Source organism: Rhizobium sp. SEMIA4064 (genome assembly GCF_003025035.1).
In the GTDB taxonomy this organism is placed as follows: Bacteria; Pseudomonadota; Alphaproteobacteria; order Rhizobiales; family Rhizobiaceae; genus Rhizobium; species Rhizobium paranaense.
This window is the reverse complement of the sequence record NZ_PYJN01000022.1, coordinates 300,773-327,106: the sequence shown is the minus strand read 5'-3', so window position 1 is coordinate 327,106 and position 26,334 is coordinate 300,773. Positions and strand designations below refer to the sequence as shown.

Annotated in this window: 24 protein-coding genes; 7 read left to right on the top strand and 17 right to left on the bottom strand. The window is 60.9% G+C overall.

The features are described from left to right. Nucleotides 1-146 precede the first annotated feature (146 nt). The gene (locus C9E91_RS18805) at nt 147-1,559 is read left to right on the top strand and encodes an enolase-like domain-containing protein (RefSeq protein WP_107109781.1); all 1,413 of its coding nucleotides are present in this window, start codon (nt 147-149) and stop codon (nt 1,557-1,559) included. Between the two features lie 184 nt (nt 1,560-1,743). After that, entirely contained in the window at nt 1,744-3,006 is a 1,263-nt protein-coding gene (locus C9E91_RS18800; RefSeq protein WP_107109780.1) for a Gfo/Idh/MocA family protein, read from the top strand. A gap of 21 nt (nt 3,007-3,027) precedes the next feature. On the opposite strand, the gene C9E91_RS18795 is transcribed toward C9E91_RS18800, so the two are convergent. The 4 genes from C9E91_RS18795 to C9E91_RS18780 form a co-directional block, all read right to left on the bottom strand. Continuing rightward, nucleotides 3,028-3,615: a transglycosylase SLT domain-containing protein gene (locus C9E91_RS18795; RefSeq protein WP_107109779.1), complete on the bottom strand. Its 588-nt coding sequence runs from the start codon at nt 3,613-3,615 to the stop codon at nt 3,028-3,030. Nucleotides 3,616-3,717: 102 nt separating this feature from the next. Continuing rightward, nucleotides 3,718-4,743: a hydroxyacid dehydrogenase gene (locus tag C9E91_RS18790; protein WP_107109778.1), complete on the bottom strand. Its 1,026-nt coding sequence runs from the start codon at nt 4,741-4,743 to the stop codon at nt 3,718-3,720. Further along, nucleotides 4,740-6,596, bottom strand: coding sequence for a DUF2264 domain-containing protein (locus tag C9E91_RS18785; protein ID WP_107109777.1), 1,857 nt, complete (start codon nt 6,594-6,596; stop codon nt 4,740-4,742). The genes C9E91_RS18790 and C9E91_RS18785 overlap by 4 nt, the downstream gene beginning before the upstream one ends. 42 nt (nt 6,597-6,638) lie before the next feature. Next, a complete protein-coding gene (locus C9E91_RS18780; protein ID WP_107109776.1) occupies nt 6,639-7,661 on the bottom strand; it encodes a LacI family DNA-binding transcriptional regulator in 1,023 nt (340 codons plus the stop codon). A 161-nt stretch (nt 7,662-7,822) separates the two neighbouring features. On the opposite strand from C9E91_RS18780, the gene C9E91_RS18775 reads away from it, so the two are divergent. Continuing rightward, on the top strand, nt 7,823-9,118 hold the full coding sequence (locus C9E91_RS18775) for an ABC transporter substrate-binding protein (protein ID WP_107109775.1): 1,296 nt from the start codon (nt 7,823-7,825) through the stop codon (nt 9,116-9,118). A gap of 112 nt (nt 9,119-9,230) precedes the next feature. Here the strand turns inward: C9E91_RS18775 and C9E91_RS18770 are convergent, their stop codons facing one another. The 12 genes from C9E91_RS18770 to C9E91_RS18710 all read right to left on the bottom strand — a co-directional run bounded on the left by C9E91_RS18770 (nt 9,231) and on the right by C9E91_RS18710 (nt 21,278). Then, a complete protein-coding gene (locus C9E91_RS18770) occupies nt 9,231-9,674 on the bottom strand; it encodes an SRPBCC family protein (protein WP_107109774.1) in 444 nt (147 codons plus the stop codon). 248 nt (nt 9,675-9,922) lie between these two features. Next, nucleotides 9,923-11,653, bottom strand: a complete 1,731-nt coding sequence (locus C9E91_RS18765) for an ABC transporter substrate-binding protein (RefSeq protein WP_107109773.1) — start codon at nt 11,651-11,653, stop codon at nt 9,923-9,925. Nucleotides 11,654-11,780: 127 nt separating this feature from the next. Beyond that, nucleotides 11,781-12,068, bottom strand: coding sequence for a DUF2160 domain-containing protein (locus C9E91_RS18760; RefSeq protein WP_107109772.1), 288 nt, complete (start codon nt 12,066-12,068; stop codon nt 11,781-11,783). Between the two features lie 12 nt (nt 12,069-12,080). Beyond that, nucleotides 12,081-13,007: a carbohydrate ABC transporter permease gene (locus C9E91_RS18755; RefSeq protein ID WP_181316110.1), complete on the bottom strand. Its 927-nt coding sequence runs from the start codon at nt 13,005-13,007 to the stop codon at nt 12,081-12,083. Further along, complete coding sequence (locus C9E91_RS18750; protein ID WP_107109771.1) at nt 13,004-13,876, bottom strand: carbohydrate ABC transporter permease; 873 nt, start codon at nt 13,874-13,876, stop codon at nt 13,004-13,006. Before C9E91_RS18750 ends, C9E91_RS18755 begins: the two co-directional genes overlap by 4 nt. 2 nt (nt 13,877-13,878) lie before the next feature. After that, nucleotides 13,879-14,949 (bottom strand): ABC transporter ATP-binding protein, encoded by a 1,071-nt coding sequence (locus C9E91_RS18745; RefSeq protein ID WP_107109770.1) that lies wholly within the window; start codon nt 14,947-14,949, stop codon nt 13,879-13,881. A gap of 15 nt (nt 14,950-14,964) precedes the next feature. Beyond that, nucleotides 14,965-16,047: an ABC transporter ATP-binding protein gene (locus C9E91_RS18740; RefSeq protein ID WP_107109769.1), complete on the bottom strand. Its 1,083-nt coding sequence runs from the start codon at nt 16,045-16,047 to the stop codon at nt 14,965-14,967. A gap of 663 nt (nt 16,048-16,710) precedes the next feature. Further along, nucleotides 16,711-16,893, bottom strand: coding sequence for a hypothetical protein (locus C9E91_RS18730; protein ID WP_107109767.1), 183 nt, complete (start codon nt 16,891-16,893; stop codon nt 16,711-16,713). Between the two features lie 53 nt (nt 16,894-16,946). Then, nucleotides 16,947-17,984, bottom strand: coding sequence for a CorA family divalent cation transporter (locus C9E91_RS18725; protein WP_107109766.1), 1,038 nt, complete (start codon nt 17,982-17,984; stop codon nt 16,947-16,949). A gap of 181 nt (nt 17,985-18,165) precedes the next feature. Further along, nucleotides 18,166-18,807: a ThuA domain-containing protein gene (locus tag C9E91_RS18720; protein ID WP_107109765.1), complete on the bottom strand. Its 642-nt coding sequence runs from the start codon at nt 18,805-18,807 to the stop codon at nt 18,166-18,168. Nucleotides 18,808-18,831: 24 nt separating this feature from the next. Continuing rightward, the gene (locus C9E91_RS18715; protein WP_107109764.1) at nt 18,832-19,932 is read right to left on the bottom strand and encodes a Gfo/Idh/MocA family protein; all 1,101 of its coding nucleotides are present in this window, start codon (nt 19,930-19,932) and stop codon (nt 18,832-18,834) included. Between the two features lie 143 nt (nt 19,933-20,075). Beyond that, entirely contained in the window at nt 20,076-21,278 is a 1,203-nt protein-coding gene (locus C9E91_RS18710; protein WP_107109763.1) for an ROK family transcriptional regulator, read from the bottom strand. A 220-nt stretch (nt 21,279-21,498) separates the two neighbouring features. On the opposite strand from C9E91_RS18710, the gene C9E91_RS18705 reads away from it, so the two are divergent. From C9E91_RS18705 to C9E91_RS18690, 4 genes are all read left to right on the top strand, one after another. Next, nucleotides 21,499-22,800, top strand: coding sequence for an ABC transporter substrate-binding protein (locus C9E91_RS18705; RefSeq protein WP_107109762.1), 1,302 nt, complete (start codon nt 21,499-21,501; stop codon nt 22,798-22,800). Between the two features lie 72 nt (nt 22,801-22,872). Beyond that, a complete protein-coding gene (locus tag C9E91_RS18700) occupies nt 22,873-23,811 on the top strand; it encodes a carbohydrate ABC transporter permease (RefSeq protein WP_107109761.1) in 939 nt (312 codons plus the stop codon). Further along, complete coding sequence (locus C9E91_RS18695; RefSeq protein WP_107109760.1) at nt 23,804-24,652, top strand: carbohydrate ABC transporter permease; 849 nt, start codon at nt 23,804-23,806, stop codon at nt 24,650-24,652. The genes C9E91_RS18700 and C9E91_RS18695 overlap by 8 nt, the downstream gene beginning before the upstream one ends. A 21-nt stretch (nt 24,653-24,673) precedes the next feature. After that, nucleotides 24,674-25,744: an ABC transporter ATP-binding protein gene (locus tag C9E91_RS18690; protein WP_107109759.1), complete on the top strand. Its 1,071-nt coding sequence runs from the start codon at nt 24,674-24,676 to the stop codon at nt 25,742-25,744. Nucleotides 25,745-25,798: 54 nt separating this feature from the next. Here C9E91_RS18690 and C9E91_RS18685 read toward each other — a convergent pair whose 3' ends face one another. Then, nucleotides 25,799-26,176, bottom strand: coding sequence for a DUF427 domain-containing protein (locus C9E91_RS18685; RefSeq protein WP_107109758.1), 378 nt, complete (start codon nt 26,174-26,176; stop codon nt 25,799-25,801). Between the last annotated feature and the right edge of the window lie 158 nt (nt 26,177-26,334).

The following is a 26,334-nucleotide window of genomic DNA, read 5'->3' as shown; positions in this document are numbered from 1 at the left end:
ACGGCCCGCATCTTTCGTGGAAGATTGCTTTTGGCAGGATAGAGCTCCCTCTCCCCGCCAGCGGGGAGAGGGCTGGGGTGAGGGGTCAGGCACGCAGAAGCAGCATGGGCAGACCCGCCTGACGATTACCGGAGCCAACTGAAACCATGACCGACCCATTGAAAATCAGAGTTGTCGAGGCCGAGACTTTTGAGCGGCCGGTGACATTGCGGCTTCCTTTCCGCTTCGGTGCGGCGACGCTGCGGGAGGCGCGGCAGATTTTTCTGCGTGTCCGCATCGAAGACGCCCGGGGTGGCTCGGCGAGCGGCATGGCCGCCGAGCTGATGGTGCCGAAATGGTTCGACAAATCGCCCGAGCTTTCCAATGCCGACAATGAAAACCAGCTTCGCCGCTCGCTGGCACTGGCGCTGGACGCCCTAAAAGGTGCGGGATTGGGAACCGCTTTTTCGCTGCATGCCGCCGTCGAAGCGGCGCATCACGCGCGGGCCGCGGCCGAGAGGCTGAATGGCCTTGTCGCGTCTTTCGGCCTGGCGCTTGCCAACCGGGCGGTTCTCGACGCGCTTTGCCGGATGGAAGGTCTGACGGTCGCACGGGCGATCCAGGCCAATCGGCCGGGCATCGATGCGTCGACGGCGCCCGATCTCGCAGGCTTCGATTTGCCTAATTTCCTGTCGAGCCTGACGCCGGCCGAAAGCCTTGCGGCGCGGCACACGGTCGGCCTGGTCGATGCTATCAGGGCGGGCGATATCCTGGCCGCCGACCGCCTGAACGACGGCCTGCCCGAAAGTTTCGAAGAGGCGATCGACGCCTATGGCCTGACCTTCTTCAAGGTGAAGGTATCGGGCGTTCCGGATGCCGATATCGATCGTCTCTGCCGAATTGCCGATGTCATCGATGCCAAGATGTCGGCCTATTCGGTGACGCTCGACGGCAACGAGCAGTTCAACTCCGCCGAGGCGGTCGCCGATCTGCTGGCCCGCATCCAGGCCGAGCCGCGGCTGGCCCGTTTTGCGGCTTCGATCCTGTTTGTCGAGCAGCCGATCGCCCGCGCACATGCCTTCGAGAAGCCGGTGGGAGCGCTCGCGGCCTTCAAGCCGGTGGAGATCGATGAGTCCGACGCCGATATCAACGCTTTCGTCACAGCCAGACGGCTTGGCTATACCGGCATCTCCTCTAAATCCTGCAAGGGCTTCTATCGTTCACTGCTGAACCGGGCGCGCGTCGCCAAATGGAGCGCCGAGGATGGTACGCCCTATTTCATGTCGGCGGAGGACTTGACGACACAAGGCGGCCTCGCCGTGCAACAGGATCTGGCACTGGCCTCGCTCATCGGCATGACGCATATCGAGCGCAACGGCCATCACTATGTCGACGGCATGGCCGGCGCGCCGGACGCAGAGCAGGCTGCCTTCGCGCGGGCTCATTCCGATCTCTACGCCGTTCGCGACGGGCGGACACGGCTGAAGATCGAGGGTGGGAAGATCGCCATCGGTTCAGTCGTCAGCGCGGTCGGCCTCGGTTCGTCCGTCGAGCCGGACTGGAGCGCGATGGAGACGTAAATTCCTTCTCCCCTTGGGGAGAAGGTGCCCGATAGGGCGGATGAGGGGGCTCGGTGCGAAGCGCCGACCGTCTGAAGCGCACGCGAAAAGGCAGTCTTACGGTGCAACGCCCCCTCAACCCGCGCGTTCCGCGCGACCTTCTCCCCAGTGGGGAGAAGGAGAAACCAGACTCTGGAGGAGAAACATGTCGTTATCGAAGAAACGCTATGCCCTGGTCGGCACGGGCAATCGCGGTGCCACCATGTGGGGCAGGGATCTGGTCGAGCGCTGGAGCAATGAGGTCGAGCTGGTCGCTGTCTGCGATCTCAACGCGATGCGGGCCAGGCGCGCCCTGGACTATATCGGCGCCTCCGTGCCCGTCTATACCGATTTCGATGAGCTATTGCGGGTCGAGAAGCCGGACCTCGTCATCGTTTGCACGCGCGATTCCACCCATGACGATCAGATCGTCAAGGCGCTGGAATCCGGCGCCAATGTCATCAGCGAAAAGCCGATGACGACGACGGTCGGCAAGATCAAGCGCATTCTCAATGCCGAGGCACGCACCGGCAAGCGGGTCGACGTCTCCTTCAACTATCGCTTCGCGCCGACAGCGGCGAAGATCAAGGAGCTCATCAATTCCGGCGTCATCGGCGACGTGACTTCGGTCGATTTTCATTGGTATCTCGATACCAGTCACGGCGCCGACTACTTCCGGCGTTGGCACGCCTTTGTCGAAAATTCCGGCAGCCTTTTCGTCCACAAGGCGACGCATCATTTCGACCTTCTGAACTGGTATCTCGATTCCGATCCGGAAACGGTGTCGGCCTTTGCCGATCTCAAGCATTACGGCCGCAAAGGCCCTTTCCGCGGCGAGCGCTGTCGCACCTGTCGGTATAAGGACGAATGCGATTATTATCTCGATATCAGCGCCACGCCGCTGCTTGAAAGCCTCTATGAAGAGCCCTCGACGGTCGATGGCTATGTCCGCGATGCCTGCGTCTTCCGCGAGGACATCGACATTCCCGACACGATGGTCGCCTCGATCCGCTATCGCAACGGCGTCAACGTCTCCTATTCGCTGAACACCTACATGCCGATCGAGGGTCACCATATCGCCTTCAACGGCCACAAGGGGCGTATCGAGTTGCGGCAATACGAAAAGCAGCATTGGACGACGCCGCCGGCCGACGAGATCGTCGTCATGAAGAATTTCGGCGATGTCGAGCGCATCTGGGTGCCCTATTCCCCGGGCGGCCACTATGGCGGCGACGACCGGCTGCGCAATATGCTGTTGCGGTCGGGGCCGAACGACGAGCTGAGACAGCGCGCGGGCTCACGCGCGGGCGCACTCTCGGTTCTCTGCGGCATTGCGGCACTGGAAAGCAGCCGGACCGGCCAGCAGGTATCGATCACCGATATCTGGGGTCAGGATGATGGCCTTAACCTGCTCGAGGCTCGTCCTTAGCGGCATATCTCGGGCGGCGGCTCAATTGCAATTGCGCAACTGCGAGGCATAGAGCGCCGACATGCTGGCGACCTTCTGTGCCGTGCGCTGCAGTTCGCCATTGCCGCGCCAGGCTCCCTGCTGATAGCCCTTCCAGCCGACATAGTAAGCCAGGTAAAGATTATAGGGATCGTTCAGCGGGATGCCATTTCGCACATGGCTCTGGGCGTGATACCAGCCGATGAATTCGATCGCGTCGGCGAAGTTGGTGCGGCTTGCGCCCCAGCGGCCCGTGTCGCGCTGATAGTGATCCCAGGCGCCGTCGAGGGCCTGGGAATAGCCATAGGCGCTGGAAGGCCGCGTCCAGGGAATGAAGCCGAGCAGTTTCCGGCGCGGCGGCCGGGCATGTGGCTGGAAGCCGGATTCGGCATAGATCGTCGCCATCAGGATCGGCACCGGCACGCCGTACTCCCGCTCCGTACGTTCGGCGGCGCGCTGCCAGTTGTTGAACCAGCCGTCGCGCTGATCGAAGATCGCGCAGACATTGCGGGTATGGGACGGAGCCGTGGCGCAGCCCGCCAAAATTCCAAACAACAACAACGCGGCGATAGAGACGATACGGGTACGCATAACTGACAACCTCTTCACTGAAGAGATTGCTAGCCCAGAATGATTAAAAACGGGTTTTCCGTCTGTGCCGAAATGGGGCGATTTGGTGATGATTCCGAGGCTTTACGCCATGCGTGCCAGGTCGTCGCGGCGGATTTCATAGAGCAATGGCCTGCCCTCGATGAAGCGGCTGACTTCGTCGACCGCCATCTCGCCGAGGCGGGTGCGTTCCAGCCCGACGGCACCGGCAATGTGCGGTGTCAGGAAGACATTCGGCAGGTCGTAGAAGGCGGAACTTGCCTCCGGGATTTCCGGATCGGTGACGTCGATGATGGCGTCGATGCGGCCGGTTTTCAGCGCTGCGAGCAGGGCGGCTTCATCGACCAGCGCGCCGCGTGCCGTGTTGATGAAGGTCGCGCCGTCCTTCATCAGTGACAGGCGGCGGGCGTCGATCATGTGCCGTGTCGCCGGCAGCGACGGAGCATGCAGCGAGACGATGTCGGCATGCGCCATCAGAACGTCGAGCTCGGTCTTCTCGACGCGGAGGTGCTGTGCTTCCGTCTCATCCACCATCGGATCGTAAAGCAGGATCTTATAGTCGAACGGCGCGAGCAATTCGATCACTCTCCGGCCGATACGCGATGCGCCGATGATGCCGACCGTTCGGCGATAGTTGCCGATCGCTTCACTCTGCATCGGTTGCGTGCGACCGCGATGACGGTCGGCGACATAGACGTCACGGAAGCGGAAGACCTGCTTGCCGGCAAAGATGATGGCGGCGAGGGTGAACTCGGCGACCGGCAAGGCATTGGCCTGCGCCGCATGGCTCACTGCTATGCCCCTGGCGAACAGGCTGTCCTCGATCAGGCCTTTCACGGTGCCGGCCGCATGCGCCACCAGCTTTAGATGCGGCGCCTGCGCCAAGACGGCGGCATCGATATGCGGTGAGCCCCAAGAGGTGATCAGGATCTCCGTCTCGCTAAGCAGCTTTCGGGCTCTTCCGTCATCGAAGCGCTCCATTGGCGCGACGTCCAGTACGCGGCCGATCACGTCGAGCCGTTGGATCAGTTCGGACGTCAGCACATGCTGCGTCCGCGTGGGCTGCATGGCGAAGGCAATGGCGGGGCGGTCCGGGGCCGATTGGGTCATGCCAGCCGTCCCGGCACGTCGATGGCGCTGATGGTGACGCCCTTTTCGGCGATCAGCGCGCGCAAGGTATCGAGGTCGGGTCTTGCCGGCGGCTTCGTCCAGGCGCCGGAGACGGCGGCGGGATCGTGCTCGGCCAGGACGGCGGACAAGAGAATGGTCTCGCCCGATGGAATTGTCCCGCGCAGTTGCGGCACCAGCGTCTTGGCAACGATCAGATTGGTGTTGGGTGGCGCTTTCTGCGCCAGCCCGTCGCGCGGGGCTGTCGAGCCGAGATCGACAATGCCGCTGAAATCCGCCTCACCGACGGCATAGGCAGCGCCTTTCTGCGAAGAAAGCGTATCGGCCTCGAAATCCCGCCGGGCAATGGCAAAACCACCTTCGGCAGTCTGCAGCGGCCGCGGCGTGATGATCTTGTGCAGGCGGATATGCCAGGGTGCGGCGGGGATCAGCCAGGTTTCGACGGTGACATCGGACCAGGGCGACCACCTGGCGTAAAGTGTGTTGCCGGCGAGCTTCGCTTCCTGATTGGTCTCGCGGACGCGGTAGTGAATACCATCGTCACTGAAGGCGAGCATGTTGTCGAAGGCGCCGCCGGCAAAGGCGCGCTCGTCGCTTTCGACGCTGAAGCCGTAGCGGGCGGAATAGGCGAATTTGGCGTATTTTTCCGACCCGAAGCGCATCTGCAGGTTTTCCTGGCCGGAAGACAGTGCCACGACATCGGCTTTGCCATGCATCATCACCATGCCGGGGTGCTTGAGCGGCACGATTGCCGGCTCGGCGACATGCGGCTTTTCCTCGGCTGTCCAAAAGGGATGCGTCTCGGGGAGTGCCAGCGGCAGGAAAGCCTTGAAGGCCCAATAGGGGGAGCCGGCGGAATTGTAGTTTTCCGACATCAGAAGATTGGGATAGCCATAGCCGATCGGCAGCGTTCCGTCGCGATTGGCGATCGGCTTATCAGCCCACCAGCGCAGGTGGCGCAGGCAAAGGCCCTTGATCTCGCCCCAGGGCAGGGCCTCGACATCGGCGAAGGCCAATGCCGACCAGAAGCCGGCGCAGGCGAAGCGATAGGTCAGGCTGCGGCCGAAGGGCACGGTGGCGCCGTCGGGCGCGAACCAATGGCGGAAATCCTTGGCGAACAGGATAGCACGCTCGCGATAGCGCCTGGCGCGGTCGTCATCGACGAGTTTGGAATAGATCAGCCCGTAGAAATGCATGGCGAAGGGGATGTAGTGATCGACGCGCCTGACATTGCCGTCGCGATACCAGCCGTCGGCGATATAAAAGCCATCCAATTCCCTGAGGTAATCCTCCGTCAGGCTGCGGTCGAACTCGGCGCCGAGCCGGTCGAGGGCGATATCCACGAGGACTCGAAAGAATTTCCAGTTGTTGTCGGCATAGTCGAAGGTGCGGGCATGCTTGAGATAGGCGATGAGATTGCCGCGGGCTCTGCTATCGAGCGGTTCCCAGATCTTTTCCGGCACCAAGGCAAGCGCAAAACCCAGAGCGGCGAGTTCGACCATGCGCTGGTCGCGGCCGTTGACGGTGCCCCAATATTCCGGATGGCGGGGATCGACGCCATTGGCAATCCCTTCGGCATAGCGGCCCCAATGGGCAAAATCGCCACCGCCGGCGCCGAATGGCGCGAGACCCCAGAGCGGGCGGGCGAAACCTTCGAGATCAGCGGCGGCGCGGTCGAAATGTGCGCCGGCAGCATCGATACGGACCCGGGCATTGCCCTTGGAGAAGTAAGGAAGCAGCGGATAGAACAGGTCGATCAGCGCTCGGCGCATGTCAGCGCGGTTTTCCAGCGGATTGCCGGCGAGCGGGTTGGTGCTGGCGGGGTCGTAGGTCATCGGTCTGGCTCTTTTTCGGTCGTTGCCGCTAAAGATACGGGCTCAGGTTTCGGGCGGGAGGGTGCCGCCGGGAACGGGAACGACGGCATGGCAAACTTGGCGCGCAGGCGCCTCGCGGTCGCGGAAGCGGGCGGTCATCAGGCCGATGGCTTCGCGTCCGATAGCAGCGCGGTCGACGCGCATGGTGGCGAGGCGCGGATTGGTCATCAGTGCACAAGGCAGATCGTCGAAGCCGACGATGGCGAAATCGTCCGGCACGCGCAGACCCATTTCCATCACCGCTTCCAGCACGCCGACCGCGACGAAATCGTTCATGCAGAAGGCGGCGGTAAAGCTGCGATCCTCGGCAAGGGCGGCGACCGTGACGGCGTGGGCCTCCGCGCTGGCGCTGCCTCGGAACGTCAACGGCACGATGCGGCCTTCACAGCCCTCGACGGAAGCAATCGCCGCCTCGAAGCCGCGGATGCGCTCGAGAATCGTCTGGCGATGCGAGCCGGTCAGATGCAGGATGCGGCGATGGCCGGCGTCGATCAGGCGCCGCGTCGCCGCATAGGCGCCGAAAAAATTCGATGGCGAGACGCCATCGAAGCGCAGTCTTGAATCGGTGCCGTTGACGAGCACGACCGGCGTGCTGCTGTCCTCCAGCCAGATGCGCAACTCATCGGAAGGATCGATGCCGACGAGGAAAAGCCCCTGGGCACCGGCAGCCTGCAGATATTCCCTGATATGATCGGGCACTGTCCTCGCTTCGCGGATGAGACGAATGTCGAAAGGCATGCCGCGTTCGGCTGCGCCGGCGCGCAGGCCCTCGACAATGCCCTCATAGAAGACGCTCAGGCCGCCCGTCGCGCTGTCGCTGGCGATCAGCGCGAGCGCAGCCGGCACAGTTTCCGCAGCCTGCTTCACCGCGTAGCCGAGGTCACTCGCCACCTTGAAGATGTGCTGGCGGATCGCTTCGCTGATTCCGGGCTCATTGGTGAGCACCCGCGACACTGTGGAAACGGAGACGCCTGCCCTGATGGCAATATCGGCTTGCCTGACACGTTTGGATCGAACCTCATTCATGCAGCAATAGTTCCGCAAGTTATGCAAATTTGCAAGAAAAAGATTATTTATTGCATTACGCAATGCAATTGCATATCCTCCCGTTGAATTTGTCCGCACAAGGCGTCGGGAGGTCGTCGCGGATAACGCGCCATAGGCATCGCAAGAGAAGGAGGAATCTCATGCGGATGAATCGCCGTTCATTCATGATTGGAACTGCTGGAGCCGCCGCAGGTCTCGCTTTCGGGGCTGGCGGATCGTTGCCTGCTTTCGCCGACTCGACGCAATTGCGGGCGATGTGGTGGGGCTCGCCCGATCGCGGCAAGCGAACGGTCGCCGTCGCCGAGCTATTCCACAGCAAAAACCCGGATATTTCCGTCGTCGGCGAGAGCATCAGCGGTGACGGCTATTGGGCCAAGCTCGCAACGGGAATGGCGAGCCAGAGCATCGCGGATGTCTTCCAGCTCGAGCCGAGCACGATCTCGGATTATTCGAAGCGTGGCGCCTGCATGCCGCTCGATCAGTTCGTGCCTTCAACGTTGAATGTCGACAGTTTCGGCAAGGACGTGCTGAAGCTGACGACGGTCGACAGCAAGCTCTACGGTATCGGCCTCGGGCTTAACTCCTTCGCGATGTTTTATGATGAGGACGCCTTCAAGAAGGCTGGCTTGACGCCGCCCGGTCCGACCACGACCTGGGCGGAATATGCCGACCTCACCGTCGAAATGACGAAGGCAGCCGGCAAGCGCGGCTATTGGGGCGGGCCTTATGGCGCGCGCTATAATTACGTCCTCGATGTCTGGCTGCGCCAGCGCGGTAAAAGCCTTTATACGGACGAGGGCGGTCTCGGCTTCACCGTCGACGATGCCAAGGAATGGTATTCCTATTGGGAAGACCTGCGTCAGCGCGGCGGCACGGTGTCGCCCGATGTTCAGACGCTCGATCAGAATGTCATCGAGAGCAACTGCCTGGCGCTCGGCAAATCGGCCATCGGCATGGCTTATTCCAACCAGCTTGTCGGCTATCAGCTTGTCGTCAAGAGCAAGCTCGCTGTGACTATGCTGCCGCGCGAAAAGAAGGATGGCCCTTCCGGCCATTACTATCGTCCAGCCCTGATCTGGAGCGTAGGCTCCTCTAGCAAGAACGGGGAAGCGGCCGCGAAATTCATCAATTTCTTCGTCAACGATCTCGAAGCCGGCAAGATCCTCGGCGTCGAGCGCGGTGTGCCGATGTCACCGGCCGTTCGCGCCGCCATCCTGCCAACGCTCAATCCGGTCGAGCAGCAGACGGTGAAATATGTCGAGCTGTTGAAGGATCAGGTTGGCACCTATCCCGTGCCGGCACCGGTTGGCTCCCAAGAATTCGACCAGAACGTCATGCGGCCGGTCGCCGATCAGCTCGCTTTCGGCAAGATCACAGTTGCGGAAGCCGCACAAAAGCTGGTGGAAGAAGGGAAAACGAAGCTGAAGAGAGGGTGAGGTTCATTCAGAGGCCGCGCCACTGACCGCTCCGTTTTTTGAGAACATCTCCCTCAAATAGAGGGAGATGTTCGGATTGGCAAATACCATAAATCCGTTCTACCCTGATACTTTATTCGTTGATATCGGGCTCGACGAGCTTTGCCAGGTTTCGCAGCGATTCCTGCCAGCCGAGATAGCAGGCTTCCGGCGGAATGACGTCAGGCACGCCTGACTGCGTTATATTCACTTCGGTCCCGACCAGGACCTTCTTCAAGGTCACGGTCACTTCCATTTCACCCGGCAGGTTGGGGTCGTCGAACTTGTCGGTGTAGCGCACCAGCTCGCCGGGAACGAGTTCGATATATTCGCCGCCAAAGGCGTGGCTTTTGCCCGTCGTGAAGTTGCGGAAGGACATTTTGAACGTGCCGCCGACTGTGCCTTCCAGATGATGCACGGTGCAGACGAAGCCGTTGGGCGGAAGCCACTTGGCGAGCGCGTCCGCCTCGATGAATGCGCGATAGACCTTCTCCGGGCTGGTTGCCAAGACGCGGTGCAGGCGTATGGTATTCGGCATGGTTGTGATCCTTCTGAATTGACGAATTGGACGACCTTAGGACGAACGATACCCCAGCAATCCGACATTGGATCGATCTTTTCTTGAAAATAAAATTATTCGGCTCTCACGCCGCGCGCTTTCGGCCGAGATCGGCTTCGCGGAAAATCAGATCGTTACGCCTCTGAAGGCGATTTTCCAGGTCATTCAAAGCAAAAATGCCGGAGCCCTTTCGAGCCCCGGCATCCCCACCGTATTATAGATCGGGCTTATTTCGTTGCGTCAGCCCAGCTCTTGACCAGTTCGTCATAGTTGACGGTGACCGGCTTTTCCTTCTCGTTCGCGATCTTCAACTGCGGAGCGAGATGGCCGTTCTTGACGGCATCGGCGTTCCAGTACTTGAGATCATGCTCTTCGGCGAGCTTCGGACCGATATCGCCCTGCACGCCTGCGCGCTCCAGGCGCTGAAGCACCTTTTCCTGATCCGAGCAAAGTGCGTCCATGGCGCCCTGCGCATCCTTGGCGCCGGATGCGGCATCACCGATAGCCTGCCACCAAAGCTGCGCCAGCTTCGGATAGTCCGGAACGTTGGTGCCGGTCGGCGACCACTGAACACGGGCCGGCGAGCGGTAGAACTCGATCAGACCGCCGAGTTCAGGCGCGCGCTTGGTGAAGCTCTTGTCGCGGATGGTGGATTCGCGAATGAAGGTGAGGCCGATTTGGCTCTTCTTCACGTCTATGGTCTTCGACGTCACGAACTGCGCGTAGAGCCATGCAGCCTTGGCGCGATCGACCGGTGTGGACTTCATCAGCGTCCAGGAACCGACGTCCTGGTAGCCGAGCTTCATGCCGTCCTTCCAATAGACGCCATGCGGCGAGGGAGCCATGCGCCATTTCGGCGTGCCGTCCGCGTTCATGACCGGCAGGCCCGGCTTGACCATGTCGGCGGTAAACGCCGTGTACCAGAAGATCTGCTGGGCGATATTGCCCTGTGACGGAACCGGACCGGATTCCGAGAAGGTCATGCCCTGGGCTTCAGCCGGTGCATAAGCCTTCAGCCAATCGAGATACTTCTGGATGGAGTAGACAGCGGCCGGGCCGTTGGTGTCGCCACCGCGCGCGACGCAGGAGCCGACCGGGCGGGAGTTGGCGTCGACCTTGATGCCCCATTCGTCGACGGGCAGACCGTTCGGCAGGCCCTTGTCGCCGTTGCCGGCCATGGACAGCCAGGCGTCGGTGAAGCGCCAGCCGAGCGACGGGTCCTTCTTGCCGTAGTCCATATGGCCGAAGACCTTCTTGCCGTCGACGTCGCGGCCGGTGAAGAACTGGGCGATATCTTCATAGGCCGACCAGTTGACCGGCACGCCGAGATCGTAGCCGTATTTGGCCTTGAAGTCGGCCTTGTTCTTCGGGTCGTTGAACCAGTCGTAGCGGAACCAATAGAGGTTGGCGAACTGCTGATCGGGGAGCTGATAAAGCTTCTTGTCCGGTGCGGTGGTGAAGCTGGTGCCGATGAAGTCTGAAACGTCGAGACCGGGATTGGTAACGTCCTTGCCTTCGCCTGCCATCCAGTCGGTCAGGTTACGCACCTGCTTGTAGCGCCAGTGGGTGCCGATCAGGTCCGAATCGTTGACCCAGCCGTCATAGAGGTTCTGGCCGGTCTGCATCTGCGTCTGGATCTTTTCGACGACGTCGCCTTCCTGGATGACGTCGTGGGTGACCTTGATGCCGGTGATGGCGGTAAAGGCCGGCGCCAGAACCTGCGATTCATACTGGTGCGTCGTCAGGGTTTCCGAAACGACCTTGATTTCCATGCCCTGGAAAGGCTTGGCCGCATCGACGAACCATTGCATTTCCTTTTCCTGGTCGGCGCGCGAGAGCGTCGAAAGATCGCCGATCTCCTTGTCCAGGAACGCCTTGGCTTCGTTCATGCCGGCGTGGGCCGTACCGGCCAAGGCCAGCAGGGCGACAGCCGTCGTCGTCAAGAGATGTCTTCGCATATATTCCTCCCTACAGGTTGCGAGTGCATTGTCAGACGGCCAGACCCCCCGGCCATCTGTATCGACTTTTCTTACGGCGCCACCTGTCCGGAAATGGGCAAAGGGGCGCGGTAACTCTTTGAAACCGTTAGACCAGGCGGAAAACGCCAATGGCGTAGACCACGGAAATGGCAACCGCCCACCACAGGTTAGGCCCTCCCAGGCCCAGCCACGCGACATGAATGAAGGCGGCGCCGAGCAGCGAGACGAACAGCCGGTCGCCGCGCGTCGTTTCGAAATGCAGGATGCCGACGCGCGGATTGCCGCCGGGCGAGAAATATTCCCAAACGGCCATGCCGAGCAGAAGCAGCAGGATGGTCACGAAGAACAGCACCGTCGGCAGCGTCCAGGCCATCCAGGAGAAATCGGTATTCATGGCGGTTTCCTCTTAGACGCGGCCGAGCGCGAAGCCCTTGGCGATGTAATTGCGGACGAAATAGATGACGAGCGCACCAGGGATGAGCGTCAGCACGCCGGCGGCGGCAAGCAGGCCCCAATCCATGCCGGCGGCGGAGACCGTGCGCGTCATGATGGCTGCGATCGGCTTGGCGTCCGTTGTCGTCAGCGTGCGGGCGATCAACAGTTCTACCCAGGAGAACATGAAGCAGAAGAAGGCCGCGACGCCGATGCCGCTTGCGATCAACGGAATGAAGATCTTCAGGAAGAAGCGCGGGAACGAATAGCCGTCGATATAGGCCGTCTCGTCGATTTCCTTCGGCACGCCGGACATGAAGCCTTCGAGGATCCAGACCGCCAAGGGCACGTTGAACAGGCAGTGCGCCAGCGCCACGGCAATGTGGGTGTCGATGAGGCCGAAGGCCGAATAGAGCTGGAAGAAAGGCAGCGCGAAGACCGCCGGCGGCGCCATGCGGTTGGTTAGCAGCCAGAAGAAGACGTGCTTGTCGCCGAGGAAACGGTAACGCGAGAAGGCGTAGGCCGCGGGCAGGGCGCAGGCAACCGAGATCACCATGTTCATGACGACATAGGTGATGGAGTTGATATAGCCCTTGTACCAGGACGGATCGGTGAAGATGATCGTGTAATTGCGCAGCGTCGGCTGATGCGGATAGAGCGTCAATCCGCTGACGATCTCCTCATTGGTCTTGAAGCTCATGTTGACGAGCCAGTAGATCGGCAGAAGCAGGAAGATAATGTAGAGCGTCGGCACCACCCAGGACCAGCGGCCTTCCTCGCGGTGCCGGCTGACCGGCTGCGTGCCGGTCGTGGCGGTGACGCCGGCGACCGGGGTCGAAGCTGCTGCCACCTTGTTCACGGCGCTATCGCCTGCGGAGGTCATAAGAGGTTTGCCGCTCATCGCGTCGCTCCCGCATCGTAATTGGTCATGACGGTGTAGAAGACCCAGGACAGCAGAAGCACGATCAGGAAGTAGATGAGCGACATTGCCGCCGCCGGGCCGAGATCGAACTGACCGAGGGCCATCTTGACGAGATCGATCGACAGGAAGGTGGTCGAATTGCCGGGGCCGCCGCCGGTGACGACGAAGGGTTCGGTATAGATCATGAAACTGTCCATGAAGCGCAGGAGCACGGCGATCAAAAGCACGCGGTTCATTTTCGGGAGCTGAATGTAGCGGAAGACGGACCAGCGCGAGGCGCCATCGATCTTGGCGGCCTGGTAAAAGGCGTCGGGAATGGAGGCGAGGCCGGCATAGCAGAGCAGCACGACGAGGCTGGTCCAGTGCCAGACATCCATGATGATGATCGTCGCCCAGGCATCGGCCGGATTGGATACGTAGTTGTAGTCGATGCCGAGATTGACGAGGACATAACCCATCAGGCCGATATCGCTGCGGCCGAACACCTGCCAGATCGTCCCGACGACGTTCCACGGGATCAGCAGCGGCAGCGCCATCAACACGAGGCAGACCGGCACGCCGATACCCTTCTTCGGCATATTGAGAGCGATGAAGATGCCGAGCGGCACCTCGATCGCCAGAATGACGAAGGAGAAGATCAGGTTGCGGAACATCGAATCCCAGAAGCGGCTGGAATGAAGAATCTCTTCAAACCACTGTGTGCCCGCCCAGAAGAAGACGTTGTTGCCGAAGGTGTCCTGCACCGAATAGTTCACCACCGTCATCAGCGGGATGACGGCCGAGAAGCCGACCAGTACCAGGACGGGAATGAGCATGAACCAGGCTTTGTTGTTCCAGGTCTTGTCCATGATCAGGCTCCCATCTCGACGCGCCAGGAGTTGGCGTAGATATTGATGCCGGCAGGATCGAAAGCGATGTGCGGTTCGGCCGGCACGGTCTGATCTTCGCCGATGATCGCCGTGATCTCCTGCCCTTGTAGTTTGGCGCGCACCACCTTGCGGCGGCCGAGGTCCTCGACCTTGGTCACGGTCGCCGGCATGCCCTCACGGCCGAGGCGGACGAATTCCGGGCGGATGCCGAGTTCGGTCTTACCCGCCTGGCCATTCACGGGAGCGCCGGGCAATGCGACAGTGCTGCCGGCGAGACGGGCGTTGCGGCCCTCGATCTCTACTGGCATGACGTTCATGCCCGGCGAACCAATGAAATAGCCGACGAAGGTATGGCGCGGCCGCTCGAACAGATCATTCGGCGTGCCGATCTGCACCACCTCGCCGTTGTACATCACCACCACCTTGTCGGCGAAGGTCAGCGCCTCCGTCTGATCGTGGGTGACATAGACCATGGTGAAGCCGAAGCGGCGGTGGAGCTGCTTCAACTGCGAACGCAGCACCCATTTCATATGCGGGTCGATGACCGTGAGCGGTTCGTCGAACAGGATGGCGCTGACATCGGAGCGCACCAGGCCACGGCCGAGCGAGATTTTCTGCTTGGCATCGGCCGTCAATCCCCGCGCCTTGCGATGGGCGCTGTCGGAAAGGCCGATCATCTCGATGATCTCGTCGACCTTGCGCTTCACCTCGGCTTCCGGAACGTGCCGGTTGCGCAAGGGAAAAGCGAGGTTTTCATAGACCGTCATCGTGTCGTAGACGACCGGAAACTGGAAGACCTGGGCAATGTTGCGCTCCTGCGTCGACAGCTTGGTCACGTCCTTGCCGTCGAAGAGGATGCGGCCTTCCGAGGCGCGCACGAGGCCGGAAACGATGTTGAGCAGAGTGGTCTTGCCGCAGCCGGACGGCCCGAGCAGCGCATAGGCGCTGCCGTCCTCCCAGCTATGATGAACTTCCTTCAGCGCATAGTCCGCATCGGATTTCGGATGGTCGTTATAGGCGTGTCTTATGTGGTCAAGGTCGATGCGTGCCATTGGCCGTGTCTCTCCTCAGGCGGCCCGTTGCAGGGCGGGTGTGACGGCGGCGCCGTTGGTGTCGAACACCATGATGTGGCGCGGGTCGATGTAGACATCGATCGCGTCGTCGACATCGATGTCCTCGACGCCCTGGGTCAGCATGACCCAGCGCCGATCGGCGAAATCGATGTGGATGAAGCTTTCCGAACCGGTGATTTCGGTCACCATCACCCTGGCAGGTGCTGCGACCGCCTCGGATGTCTGCGGCTTCAGCGCCAGATGATGCGGCTGGAAGGCGATGGTGTAGGGGCCGTCCGGCTGGGCTTCGAGGCCCTGCGGTACGGGCAGGCTCATATTACCGTTCAACACGAACAGATTGCCGCGCTTGTCGAGCGAGATCGTGTTCAGCGGCGGATCGGCGAAGGTGACGGCAGTGATCAGGTCTTTCGGCTTGCGGAAGACATCGATCGTCGGTCCGAACTGCGTGATCCTGCCTTCCGACAAGGTGGCGGTATTGCCGCCCAGAAGCAGAGCTTCCGAGGGTTCGGTCGTGGCGTAAACGAAGATGGCGCCGGATTCGGCGAAGATTTTCGGCAATTCGGCGCGCAGCTCTTCGCGCAGCTTATAATCGAGATTGGCGAGCGGCTCGTCGAGCAGCACCAGGCCGGCATTCTTGACGATGGCGCGGGCTAGAGCCGTGCGCTGCTGCTGGCCGCCGGAGAGGCTGAGCGGCAGGCGGTCAAGGAAGGGACCGAGCCGCAGGAGATCGGCCGCTTTCTTCACTTCGCGGTCGATCGTCGCCGCATTGACGCCGCGCAGGCGCATCGGCGATGCGATATTGTCGTAAACGGTCATGGCGGGGTAATTGATGAATTGCTGGTAAACCATCGCGACGTTGCGGCGTTGCACGGGCACGCCCGTAACATCGGCGCCGTCGACGTGGATCGTGCCCGAAGTCGGCTTGTCCAGCCCGGCCATCAGACGCATCAGCGACGTCTTGCCCGAAAGTGTCGGTCCGAGGAGGACATTCAACGAGCCGCGCTGCAGCGTCAGGTTCGTTTCGGCGATGTGCATTTCGCCGCCGACCGCCTTCGACACATTTCTAAGTTCAAGCACGATATGCTCCTTCCGTGCGTCGTATGGCGACGCTGCGACGGATTGCTGGCCGTAAGGCCTGTTTATTGCCCATTGGGTAACGATCCGGAGGATATGACCCCGCCCCGATCGCTTATGTCTTCACTGAGCGATGCCTGTTGCCAAATTGACTCGGGCACCGACACCGAAAGCCGCGCCCTTTCGACAGATTCGGGCGCGGCGTGATGGTCGTGGGGAAACGAATTGCGTCAATCCGGATGCCAGGAATTCGCGATGGCGCAAATCATGGCGAATACGGTTCGGAACGCGTGTAGCGGACGCCTGCATCTCGCTTGGAAGGATGCGGCAAGCGCACTCGACGCGACTGCGGCTCGCACCGCAATCAATGACATCCGTGACGTCGATTTGAGTTTTGGACAATTGTATCTCCCCTCGTTTCGATTTCCACCCCTCACGCGAAAACCGAAACTAGAATGACGATAAATGAAGATAAAGGAATGTCAAACGAAAATTGGGTTAGCTGCAATTTCCGGCCGAAACCGTATCGGGGCACATGCTTTTAACTGCAATATACTCGCTTGCTCGGCATCGAGAATGGCCCTGAAATCCGCCCCGATTGCGAAAAGCCGAGGCGGCGATTTTGTGACGTATGCCCGGCTTTCACTCTATAAATAGGTCGAAAAATCAGGCGGAAAAGTCGCGATTGTCCTCGGCGAGATAGCGCCTGGCCTTTTCGGGAATGAGATCGACGCCCTTACCGGGCTGGTCGATGACTTCGATGAAGCCGTTCTTGGCGATTACCTCCGGTAGTCCTTCGATGGTGTCGTGCCAATGGTCCGGATCGCTAATCGTGTATTCGAAAGCCATAAAGTTCGCGGGAAGCGTGGCCGAAACCTGAAGCTGACCAGTATCAGAGTACTCTAAAGCCAGTTGATGCGCTTCAGCACCCAGAGGGTCGCAATCGAGCTTACCGTGACGAAGACGACGATGATGACGAAGGCCCAGGTGTCGTTGACGCCGGGAATGCCGCCGACATTCATGCCGAAGAGACCGGCCACGACGCTTGGCGGTAAAAGCAGGGCGGCGAGGGCGGCGAGGCGGTTGGAGTTGCGGGCGATGCGTTCGCTGATGACGGTCGACAAGTCGTCGTGCAGGATGCTGGTACGGTCGCGGATGGCGTCGAGATATTCGATATAGCGCATCAGCTTGTCGATGACTTCGCGCATGCGCAGCTTATCCCGCTCGGCAAGCCAGGGCGCATCGTCGTGCTCGATGCGGTTCAGCGCGTCGCGCTGCGGGGCGAGATAACGGCGAAGCTGTACGGCCCGCCGGCGTAGCAGCTTCAGACGTTCGCGCACCTGGCCGGCTTCGCCGTGGAAGATCAGTTCGTCGAGTTCGTCCACCTCTTCGTCCATGGCGTCGAGCACGGGTTCGAGGTCGCGCACCAACTTGTCGCCGATGAGGGCGAGGAGGTCGCCGGTGCGCTGCGGTCCCTTTTTCTTCTCCAGCGACAGACGGATATCGCGGAGCGCCGTGATGTAATGGCCGCTGTCGCGGAGCGAAACGATGCGCTCGCCATCGACCCAGAGATGTATGGGCACAAGGTCGATATCGTCGGGTTTCTGCGTCGCGCCATCCGGCGACGTGGCGCAGACGCCGCGCAGGATGATCAACAGCCCGTCGCCCACCGGTTCGACGCGAGGGCGGGAATCTTCTTCGAGCAGGGCTTCGATGACGAAGGGGTCGAAGCCGCTTTTGTGTGTAACCCAGTCGGCTGCGGCGGGGTGGTCGCGCTCGAGATGCAGCCAGGTCACGCCCTCTCCGTGTTTCCAGGTGCTGACCTCGTCCATGCAGAGCTGCTTGCAGCCGCCATGTCCGTCGAGCTGGGAGGCGAAACGCAAACCCGGTTCTGTGCCGTAACTGACTGTCGAGGTCTTCGATACTTCGCCTTGACCCATCCATCCCCCATGACAGCAAAAAGCGCAAGCAGCACAGGTATTTGCGGCGTGCTGGCAGCATTTTATCAGTTCGGGTCCGGGTGGCAAGATGAGATGGATACAGAGGTCGTCCCCTCTCCCCGTCAAAACGGGGAGAGGGCTAGGGTTAGGGGCAATGCTTGCTCCGAAGGGGCAGGCGCCCTCAGCGCGCTGCCCAGTTGGCGCCGCGGCGGAAGATGGTTTTCATCTGCGGCACGTTGAATTCCTTGGCCTGGTGGCCGAGCGCGGAATAGAAGACGCGGCCCTTGCCGTATTTGCGCTTCCAGGCAACCGGCATGACGACGCCGTCGATCCAGTAGGCGTGATCGCCGGTGAAGGTGGTAGTCGCCAGCACCTCGTTCGACGGGTCGACATGCATGTAATATTGCTCCGACGTGTAGGGGAAATCGGTGATCCCCTCCATGACCGGGTCGTCCGGGCGTGTGATATTGACCGTGTAATCGATGATGTTGCCGGGATGGGCGACCCATTGGCCGCCGATGATGAACTGATACTCGACGCTTTCGCGGAAGCTGTCGCCAGCGCCACCATGATAGCCGGCAATGCCGACGCCGCTTTCGATCGCATCGGCAAGGTTCTTCACCTCTTCCTTCTCGATCTTCGACATGGTGACGATCGGCACGATCAGGCTGAGATCGTGGATCGAGGGATCGGCGAAGGCTTCGGTGCTGTTTTCGAGGTAGACCTTGAAGCCGTCCTCTTCCAGCATGTCGCGGATGATATGGGCGCATTCCTGCGGTTCGTGGCCGCTCCAGCCGCCCCAGACGATAAGTGCTTCCCGCATGATAATCCTCCTGAAATTGTGCGATTAGCGGCCGATCTGTCCATCCACCAGGGAGTCGGACAGAGCGGCCGGACGCTCCGTTTGCGTCGTGATGGTGACCGTGCGCCCGCTGTCGGAGGCCGTCTGGAAGGCTTCCATAACTTCGAGCACATGCAGCGCGAGGCTGCCATTGGCGCGATGCGGACGGTTCGAGCGGATGGCATGCGCCATGTCGGCAACGCCGAGCGAGCGGTAGTTGCCATCGGCATAGGGCGCTGTGATCTCACATTCGGCAAATTCGCCGCCCTTCTTCAGGAACTCCACCGGGCCGCCGAAACGGTTCGGATCGGGCACGATCAGCGTGCCTTCGGTACCGTAGACTTCGAGCGGTACATGCTTGTGGCCGGCGACATCGAAGCTCATGCCGATCTGGACGACCGCGCCATTGGCAAACGCCATGACGCCGGCGACATGCGTCGGCACATGCACGGGGATGTGCTCGCCGTTGCGCGGCTCGCTAGTGATGATGCGCTCCTTGCGCGGCGTGACGGCAAAGCCGGCGACCTGGGAGATGGGGCCAAGCAGGTTGACGAGATCCGTGATGTAATAGGGACCCATATCGAGCATCGGGCCACCGCCGACTTCATAATAGAAAGCCGGATTCGGATGCCAGCGTTCGTGGCCAGGGCACATGAAGGTGGCGGTGCCGCCGACCGGGATGCCGATGGCACCTTCGTCGATGATGGCACGCGCCGTCTGGTGGCCGCCGCCGAGGAAGGTATCGGGGGCTGCGCCGATGCGCAGGCCCTTGGCGGCCGCTGCATCAGCAAGCTTTTTGCCTTCGGCGAAATTGATGCCGAGTGGCTTTTCCGAATAGGTATGTTTGCCGGCGTCCAGCGCCTGCAGACCAACGGCGACGTGCGCCTTCGGGATCGTGAGGTTGACGATGATCTCGATCGAGGGATCGGCGAGCAAGACCGCAATATCGACTGCCTTCAGGCCGAATTCGGCAGCTTTTGCCTCGGCGAGCTCGCGATTGAGGTCGGCCACACCTTTGATGTCGAGAATGGGAAAGGATTTCATGGCGGTGAGATAGGCGCCGGAAATGTTTCCGCAGCCGATAATGCCGATGCCGACCTTGTTCATAGGTTTCCTCCAGATGAATTGTCTTTGGCTGTCCTGGAGCGGTTCAGCGTTTCACGGATTCGCTGAACCGCTCCATCCTATTGTTTCGATGCAATTCCGGACGGAAAACCGCTTGCGCACTTTTCCTGGAATTGCTTTGGGGATCAGAGGGCCGGTGCCGGTCCCGTCGTTCCCCAGGGCGATTCGTAGAGTTCGCGCAGCGCCACGACCGCGGCGCCCTGCGCCCAGGTCTCGTCGGTCGACTGGTCGAAAACGAGTTCGGTCACGCCTTTGATCGATGGCGGGATCGCCAGCGAATAGGCCTCCCGCAGGCTGTCGAGAAAGGGCTGGCCGAGCGCCAGGCTCGAACCGACCAGAATGACGCGCGGCGGAGCAAACAGCGTGACGATATTGGCGAGCGCCATGCCGCAGGCTTCGCCGGCGCGGATTGCTGCATTGATCAGCGCGTTGTCTTCGGCGTCGATCAGTGTCTTGGCATGGGCCATGCCGCGACCGAGGCGGATAGCTTCGGCAAAACGGCCGCTCGGCTGATCGCCGAGAATGGCACTTTCGCCGGCAAGGCTTGCCAATCGGATAATGCCCTGTGGCCCCATGCCGAGCACGAGATCACCGAGATTGTGGCTGAGGCCGCCGGCGCCGCGAAAGAGCTGGCCGCCATGCAGAACGCCAAGCCCCAGCGTCTGTTCCAACGACACGAGCACCATGTCGTCCAGGTCTCTCGCCTTGCCGAACCAGTGATGCGCCAGCGTGATGGCATGCGCATCGCTTTCGACAATGGTGGTCACGCCCAGCCGCTCGGACATTTCCTTGGCGAAATCGACGCCGGTTTCGCGGAAGATCGGGCTGGTGCGGACATGGCCGGTACGGTGTTCGACGACGCCGGGCAGGCCGAGGCAGACGGAATCGATCTCGTCCAGAGCCAGGTTGGCATCGACGACGCAGCGGCGCACGCCATCCTCAATGAGATCGGCGATGACGCCGATCGGCTGCCGGTCGACGCGGAGCGCCAGCGTCAGCGTTGACAGAACTTCGCCGCGAAAGTCGGTGACGACGAAGACCATGCGGTTGGCGGCGATTTTCGCGCCGACGACGCGCGCGGCGTCCGGATTGAGCTCCAGCATGACGCGGGGCCGGCCTCGGGCGGCGGCCTCGCGCAGGTCGCCTTCGGTGCGCGCCAGGATCAGCCCATCATCCAGCAACGATGCGGTGATCGCCGAGACTGTCGTGGTCGAAAGCTGGGTGCGGTCGCTGATTTCGATACGTGCGATGGAGCCCGCCCGCCGGATCGTGTCCAGCACATTGAAGCGGTTTATCGCCCGCATAAGCTCGGGATCTGCTGTTTTCATGAGAATGGTGCCGAATGATGGACCCGCTCGGCTGCGGCCTGATATTTTTAACGGAATGCGAATTAAATAACCTATGGTCATCGCCCAATGTCAAGCCGTTTTGCGGGTAATCTGCCAAAATTTAACGATGGTGGTTGACATTTCAGCAAAGCTCCGTTGAATTATTCCGCATAAGGGAAAAAATATTTGAGGCTCTTGGTTCCCTTGGGAGGAGAAAATCATGATCCATCTACGTGGGGCCAAGGCCCTTCGCATCGCCGCTATTGCTGCAACCACCGGGCTGACGATTCTCGCAGGTGTGTCGAGCGCTGCCGCCGACACGGTCGTCAAATGGCTGCATCTGGAAACCGATCCGAATTATGTCGCCGTTTGGCGCAAGATCGCGGATCAGTATGAGGCCAAGCATCCCGGTACGAAGATCGAGATGCAGTTCCTGGCCAATGAGGCCTTCAAGGCCAAGCTGCCGACACTGCTGCAATCGAAGGACGCGCCCGATTTCTTCTTTAGCTGGGGCGGTGGCGTGCTGAAGCAGCAGCAGGCGACGGGCACGCTGATGGACCTGACTGCGGCGATGAATGCCAAGGATGGCGCCTGGGTGAAGAGCTATAATCCCGCGGCGGTGAAAGGCCTGACGTTCGACAACAAGATCAGCGCCGTGCCCTATAAGCTCGGCACGGTTTCCTTCTTCTACAATAAGGCCTTGTTCGCCAAGGCCGGCGTCGATGCTAGCGCCATCAAGACCTGGGACGATTATCTGGCCGCGGTCAAGAAGCTCAAGGCTGCCGGCATTGCGCCGATCGCCGGCGGCGGCGGTGAGAAGTGGCCGATCCACTTCTACTGGAGCTATCTGGTGATGCGCGACGGCGGTCAGCAGGTCTTCAACGATGCCAAGAACGGTAAGGGCAACGGTTTCAACGATCCGGCGATCATCAAGGCGGGCGAGCAGCTTGCCGAACTCGGAAAGCTCGAACCCTTCCAGCCCGGTTATCTCGGCATCACCTGGCCGCAGGCGCTTGGCGTCTTTGGTGACGGCAAGGCTGCGATGATCCTCGGCTTCGAAAATACGGTTGCCAACCAGCGCACCAATGCCGGCGACGCTAAGGGCCTGGCGGATGACAATATCGGCCGCTTCGCCTTCCCGGCCGTGACCGGTGGCGCCGGCCTTCCGACCGATACGCTCGGTGGCTTGAACGGCTGGGCCGTCACCAAGAAGGCCCCACCGGAAGCACTCGATTTCCTTGCCTATCTGACCAATGCCGAGAACGAGCGTACCTTGGCGCAGGCCGGCATGATCGTCCCGGTCGCTGTCGGCGCCGAAGATGGTGTCAAGGGTCCGCTGATGCACGAAGCCGCCGACCAGTTGGCGCATTCGACCTGGCACCAGAACTTCTTTGACCAGGATCTCGGCCCCTCGGTCGGCCGCGTCGTCAACGATGTGGCTGTTGGTATCGTCTCCGGCCAGATTTCGCCAAAGGATGGAGCGCAGCAGGTTCAGGACTCATTCGAACAGGACCAGCTCTAGCGCCATCCGGCGCCGGCCTCTCCCTTGCGCCGGCGCCGGTTTTTCTTTGAATTACAATCGTCGAGACCGCCCATGACCGATGTCAGCGCCACGACCGCCATGCCTTCCATCGCAAGAGCGAGGCCCACAGCGAAGCGAAAATCGCCCGCCGCGCGCGGCCGTCTGCCCGTCATTCTACTGTTCCTGCCGCCGGCGCTGCTGCTCTTCACCATCTTCGTCATCCTGCCGATGGGGGAAGCGGCCTGGTACAGCCTTTATCGCTGGAACGGCTATGGCCCACCGACCGAGTTCGTGGGCCTGCGCAATTTCCAGGTTCTCTTCAAGAACGACGCCTTCCTGACGTCGCTGAAGAACAATGCACTGATCATTCTGGTTTCGATCGCCATCCAGGTGCCGCTCGCCATCTGGCTGGCGACGATGCTGGCGCATCGTATTCGCGGCGTCGTGCTCTTCCGACTGATTTTCTTCCTTCCCTATGTGCTGGCCGAAGTGGCCGCCGGCCTGATCTGGCGCTTCGTTTATGACGGCGACTACGGCCTGTTCGCCGCGATCGCGCATTTCCTCGGCACCCCGACGCCCTACGTGCTCGCCGACAAGAATCTGGCGATGTATGCCGTGCTTGGCGTGATCGTGTGGAAATATTTCGGCTTTCACATGATGCTGTTCATCGCCGGCATGCAGTCGCTCGACAAGAGCGTGCTGGAGGCGGCCGAGATTGATGGCGCCACCGGCTGGCAGAAGTTCCGCTACGTGACGCTGCCGTTGCTCGGCTCGACGCTGCGCCTTTCCGTCTTCTTCGCGGTGGTGGGATCGCTGCAGCTTTTCGACATGATCATGCCGCTCACCGGCGGCGGCCCGTTCAACTCGACGCAGACGATGGTGACCTTCCTCTACAATTTCGGCGTCACGCGCATGCAGGTCGGCCTCGGCAGCGCTGTCGGCGTCGTGCTGTTCGTGATCTGCGTCACCCTCGCCTTCGGCTACAAACGGATATTTATGCGCAATGACTGATATGGCCTCATCCGTTCGCATGACCACCGGCACGAAGATCTATCTCTATGTGTCGCTGACCATCATCGCCGCCATCGTTTTGATCCCGCTTTTGACGACCGCGCTCGGCGGCTTCAAGACGCTCGGCGATCTCCGCACCAATCCTTTCGGCCTGCCGGCCGAGTGGCATTTCGAGAATTATACCGGCATCCTGTTTGGCGACCGCTACTGGCGGCAGATGATGAATTCGCTGATCATCGCTGTGCTGACCGTGTTCCTGACGCTGTCGGTCTCGGCGATGGCCGCCTTCGCCTTCGCGCATGTGAAGTTCTTCGGCTCGAACTTCCTGCTGAACTATTTCCTCATCGGGCTGATGTTTCCGGCGGCCACCGCCATCCTGCCGCTCTTCATCCGCATCCGCGATCTTGGCCTGCTCAATACCTATTGGGGCGTGGTGTTGCCGCAGGTGGCTTTCGGCCTTGGTATGAGCATCCTGCTCTTCCGGAACTATTTTAGAAACCTTCCGGAAGAATTGTTCCAGGCAGCATTTGTCGATGGTTGCGGCTATATCCGCTTTTTCTGGCATATCTCGCTGCCGCTCTCGCGGCCGATCATCGCGACCGTCAGCATCATTTCCTTCGTCGGCAGTTGGAACAGCTACATCCTGCCGCTGATCATGCTGAATTCGGATTCGATCTATCCCTGGCCGCTCGGCATGATGGTCTATAGCGGCGAATTCGGCACGGAATGGGAGCTGGTGCTTGCCTTCATCACGCTGACCATCCTGCCCACCGTCATCGTCTTCTTCCTGGCGCAGAAGCACATCATTGCCGGCCTTACCGCCGGCGCCGTGAAATCCTGAGCCTTATTGGAGCACAAACAAATGGCATCCGTCGAACTGCACAACATCCACAAGGCCTATGGGGCGCTGACCGTCATTCACGATATCTCGCTGGCGATCGAAGACGGCGAGTTCATCGCGCTCGTCGGCCCCTCCGGCTGCGGCAAGTCCACGCTGCTGCGAATGATCGCCGGGCTTGAGGAAATCACCGATGGCGACGTGTCGATCGGTGGGCAGGTGGTCAATGCCATGACGCCGCGCGAGCGCAACATCGCCATGGTCTTCCAGTCCTACGCGCTTTATCCGCATATGACGGTCGCCGAGAACATGGGCTTCAACCTGAAGCTCTCAGGCGAGGCCAAGCCGGTGATCGAGCAGCGGGTCAACGAGGCCGCGCGCATGCTGGACCTGACAAAGTTGCTCGACCGCAAGCCGGCGCAGCTTTCGGGCGGCCAGCGCCAGCGCGTCGCCATGGGCCGCGCCGTGGTGCGCAACCCTGCCGTCTTCCTGTTCGATGAGCCGCTCTCCAATCTCGATGCGAAGCTGCGCGTGCAGATGCGCTCGGAGATCAAGGCGCTGCATCAGAAGGTGCAGACCACTTCGATCTACGTCACCCACGATCAGATCGAGGCGATGACGCTTGCCGACCGCATCGTTGTGCTGAACCAGGGGAAGATCGAGCAGCAGGGCACGCCGATCCAACTTTATCGCCAGCCGGCCAATCTCTTCGTTGCCGGCTTCATCGGCTCGCCGGCGATGAATTTTCTCGACGGTGTGGTTGAAGGCGTCGATGGCACCCCTGCAGTGCGGCTGAGGGATAGCACGCCGGTGCGCATCGCTGGCGAACGCAAGGTGAAGTCCGGGCAAAGCGTGAAGATCGGCCTTCGGCCGGAACATCTGAGCTTAACGGGCAATGGCTCGCCGCTCACCGGCCAGACCTTGCTGGTCGAGCCGACGGGCGCACAGACGCATGTGCTGTTCGATCTGGCTGGCGAGCAGGTTACGGCCGTCGTCGACGGTGAGGCTCCGGTTCGTTATGGCGAACAACTGAAGGTCACCGTCAATGCCGATCAGGTCTACGTTTTCGACAGCGGAAGCGGGCTTGCTCTTTAGAGCTTTCACGCAATTCCGGACGGAAAACCGCTGCGCACTTTTCCTGGAATTGCTTTAGGCATCAACGTTAATGGCGTCGACCCGATCCGGGTAGAAGGCCATGTAATCCTTGATCTGGCTTACCGAGGCGTGGGGATTTTCGTAGGTCCAGACAGCGTTCACCGAGCGCTCGCCGCCGACGGGGATGCTGTAATAGGAGCAATCGCCCTTGAAGGGACAGTAGGTGGCATGGTCGGTTCTCTGGAGCGCCGACATGTCGACATCCTTGCGCGGCACGTAGATGACGGCCGGATAGGAGGCTTCCTTCAGGGACAGCGCGTCATGGGTATCGGCAATGACCTTGCCGGCAACCGAAACGGTGACATGGGCACGTTTGTTCTCGATCGTGATGGGATGATCGGGACCGGGAATCTTGACCAGCTTTTCGGACATTCTTGCTCTCCTCAGCTTTGCTGAATGTCAGGTGAGATTGGTTCTGCCGTGCTTATGTGCCTGGCCCCTCACCCCAACCCTCTCCCCGCATTGCGGGGAGAGGGGGCTCTACGGTGATTAAGGCGCTTCCGCCCCAATGAAGCAGCGCGCTATTTTGC

What these genes read in the sequence shown, in the direction of transcription:
- C9E91_RS18805 (WP_107109781.1), top strand. Translation starts at nt 147, where the DNA reads ATGACCGACCCATTGAAAATCAGAGTTGTCGAGGCCGAGACTTTTGAG.
- C9E91_RS18800 (WP_107109780.1), top strand. Translation starts at nt 1,744, where the DNA reads ATGTCGTTATCGAAGAAACGCTATGCCCTGGTCGGCACGGGCAATCGC.
- C9E91_RS18795 (WP_107109779.1), bottom strand. Translation starts at nt 3,615, where the DNA reads ATGCGTACCCGTATCGTCTCTATCGCCGCGTTGTTGTTGTTTGGAATT.
- C9E91_RS18790 (WP_107109778.1), bottom strand. Translation starts at nt 4,743, where the DNA reads ATGACCCAATCGGCCCCGGACCGCCCCGCCATTGCCTTCGCCATGCAG.
- C9E91_RS18785 (WP_107109777.1), bottom strand. Translation starts at nt 6,596, where the DNA reads ATGACCTACGACCCCGCCAGCACCAACCCGCTCGCCGGCAATCCGCTG.
- C9E91_RS18780 (WP_107109776.1), bottom strand. Translation starts at nt 7,661, where the DNA reads ATGAATGAGGTTCGATCCAAACGTGTCAGGCAAGCCGATATTGCCATC.
- C9E91_RS18775 (WP_107109775.1), top strand. Translation starts at nt 7,823, where the DNA reads ATGCGGATGAATCGCCGTTCATTCATGATTGGAACTGCTGGAGCCGCC.
- C9E91_RS18770 (WP_107109774.1), bottom strand. Translation starts at nt 9,674, where the DNA reads ATGCCGAATACCATACGCCTGCACCGCGTCTTGGCAACCAGCCCGGAG.
- C9E91_RS18765 (WP_107109773.1), bottom strand. Translation starts at nt 11,653, where the DNA reads ATGCGAAGACATCTCTTGACGACGACGGCTGTCGCCCTGCTGGCCTTG.
- C9E91_RS18760 (WP_107109772.1), bottom strand. Translation starts at nt 12,068, where the DNA reads ATGAATACCGATTTCTCCTGGATGGCCTGGACGCTGCCGACGGTGCTG.
- C9E91_RS18755 (WP_181316110.1), bottom strand. Translation starts at nt 13,007, where the DNA reads ATGAGCGGCAAACCTCTTATGACCTCCGCAGGCGATAGCGCCGTGAAC.
- C9E91_RS18750 (WP_107109771.1), bottom strand. Translation starts at nt 13,876, where the DNA reads ATGGACAAGACCTGGAACAACAAAGCCTGGTTCATGCTCATTCCCGTC.
- C9E91_RS18745 (WP_107109770.1), bottom strand. Translation starts at nt 14,949, where the DNA reads ATGGCACGCATCGACCTTGACCACATAAGACACGCCTATAACGACCAT.
- C9E91_RS18730 (WP_107109767.1), bottom strand. Translation starts at nt 16,893, where the DNA reads ATGGCTTTCGAATACACGATTAGCGATCCGGACCATTGGCACGACACC.
- C9E91_RS18725 (WP_107109766.1), bottom strand. Translation starts at nt 17,984, where the DNA reads ATGGGTCAAGGCGAAGTATCGAAGACCTCGACAGTCAGTTACGGCACA.
- C9E91_RS18720 (WP_107109765.1), bottom strand. Translation starts at nt 18,807, where the DNA reads ATGCGGGAAGCACTTATCGTCTGGGGCGGCTGGAGCGGCCACGAACCG.
- C9E91_RS18715 (WP_107109764.1), bottom strand. Translation starts at nt 19,932, where the DNA reads ATGAACAAGGTCGGCATCGGCATTATCGGCTGCGGAAACATTTCCGGC.
- C9E91_RS18710 (WP_107109763.1), bottom strand. Translation starts at nt 21,278, where the DNA reads ATGAAAACAGCAGATCCCGAGCTTATGCGGGCGATAAACCGCTTCAAT.
- C9E91_RS18705 (WP_107109762.1), top strand. Translation starts at nt 21,499, where the DNA reads ATGATCCATCTACGTGGGGCCAAGGCCCTTCGCATCGCCGCTATTGCT.
- C9E91_RS18700 (WP_107109761.1), top strand. Translation starts at nt 22,873, where the DNA reads ATGACCGATGTCAGCGCCACGACCGCCATGCCTTCCATCGCAAGAGCG.
- C9E91_RS18695 (WP_107109760.1), top strand. Translation starts at nt 23,804, where the DNA reads ATGACTGATATGGCCTCATCCGTTCGCATGACCACCGGCACGAAGATC.
- C9E91_RS18690 (WP_107109759.1), top strand. Translation starts at nt 24,674, where the DNA reads ATGGCATCCGTCGAACTGCACAACATCCACAAGGCCTATGGGGCGCTG.
- C9E91_RS18685 (WP_107109758.1), bottom strand. Translation starts at nt 26,176, where the DNA reads ATGTCCGAAAAGCTGGTCAAGATTCCCGGTCCCGATCATCCCATCACG.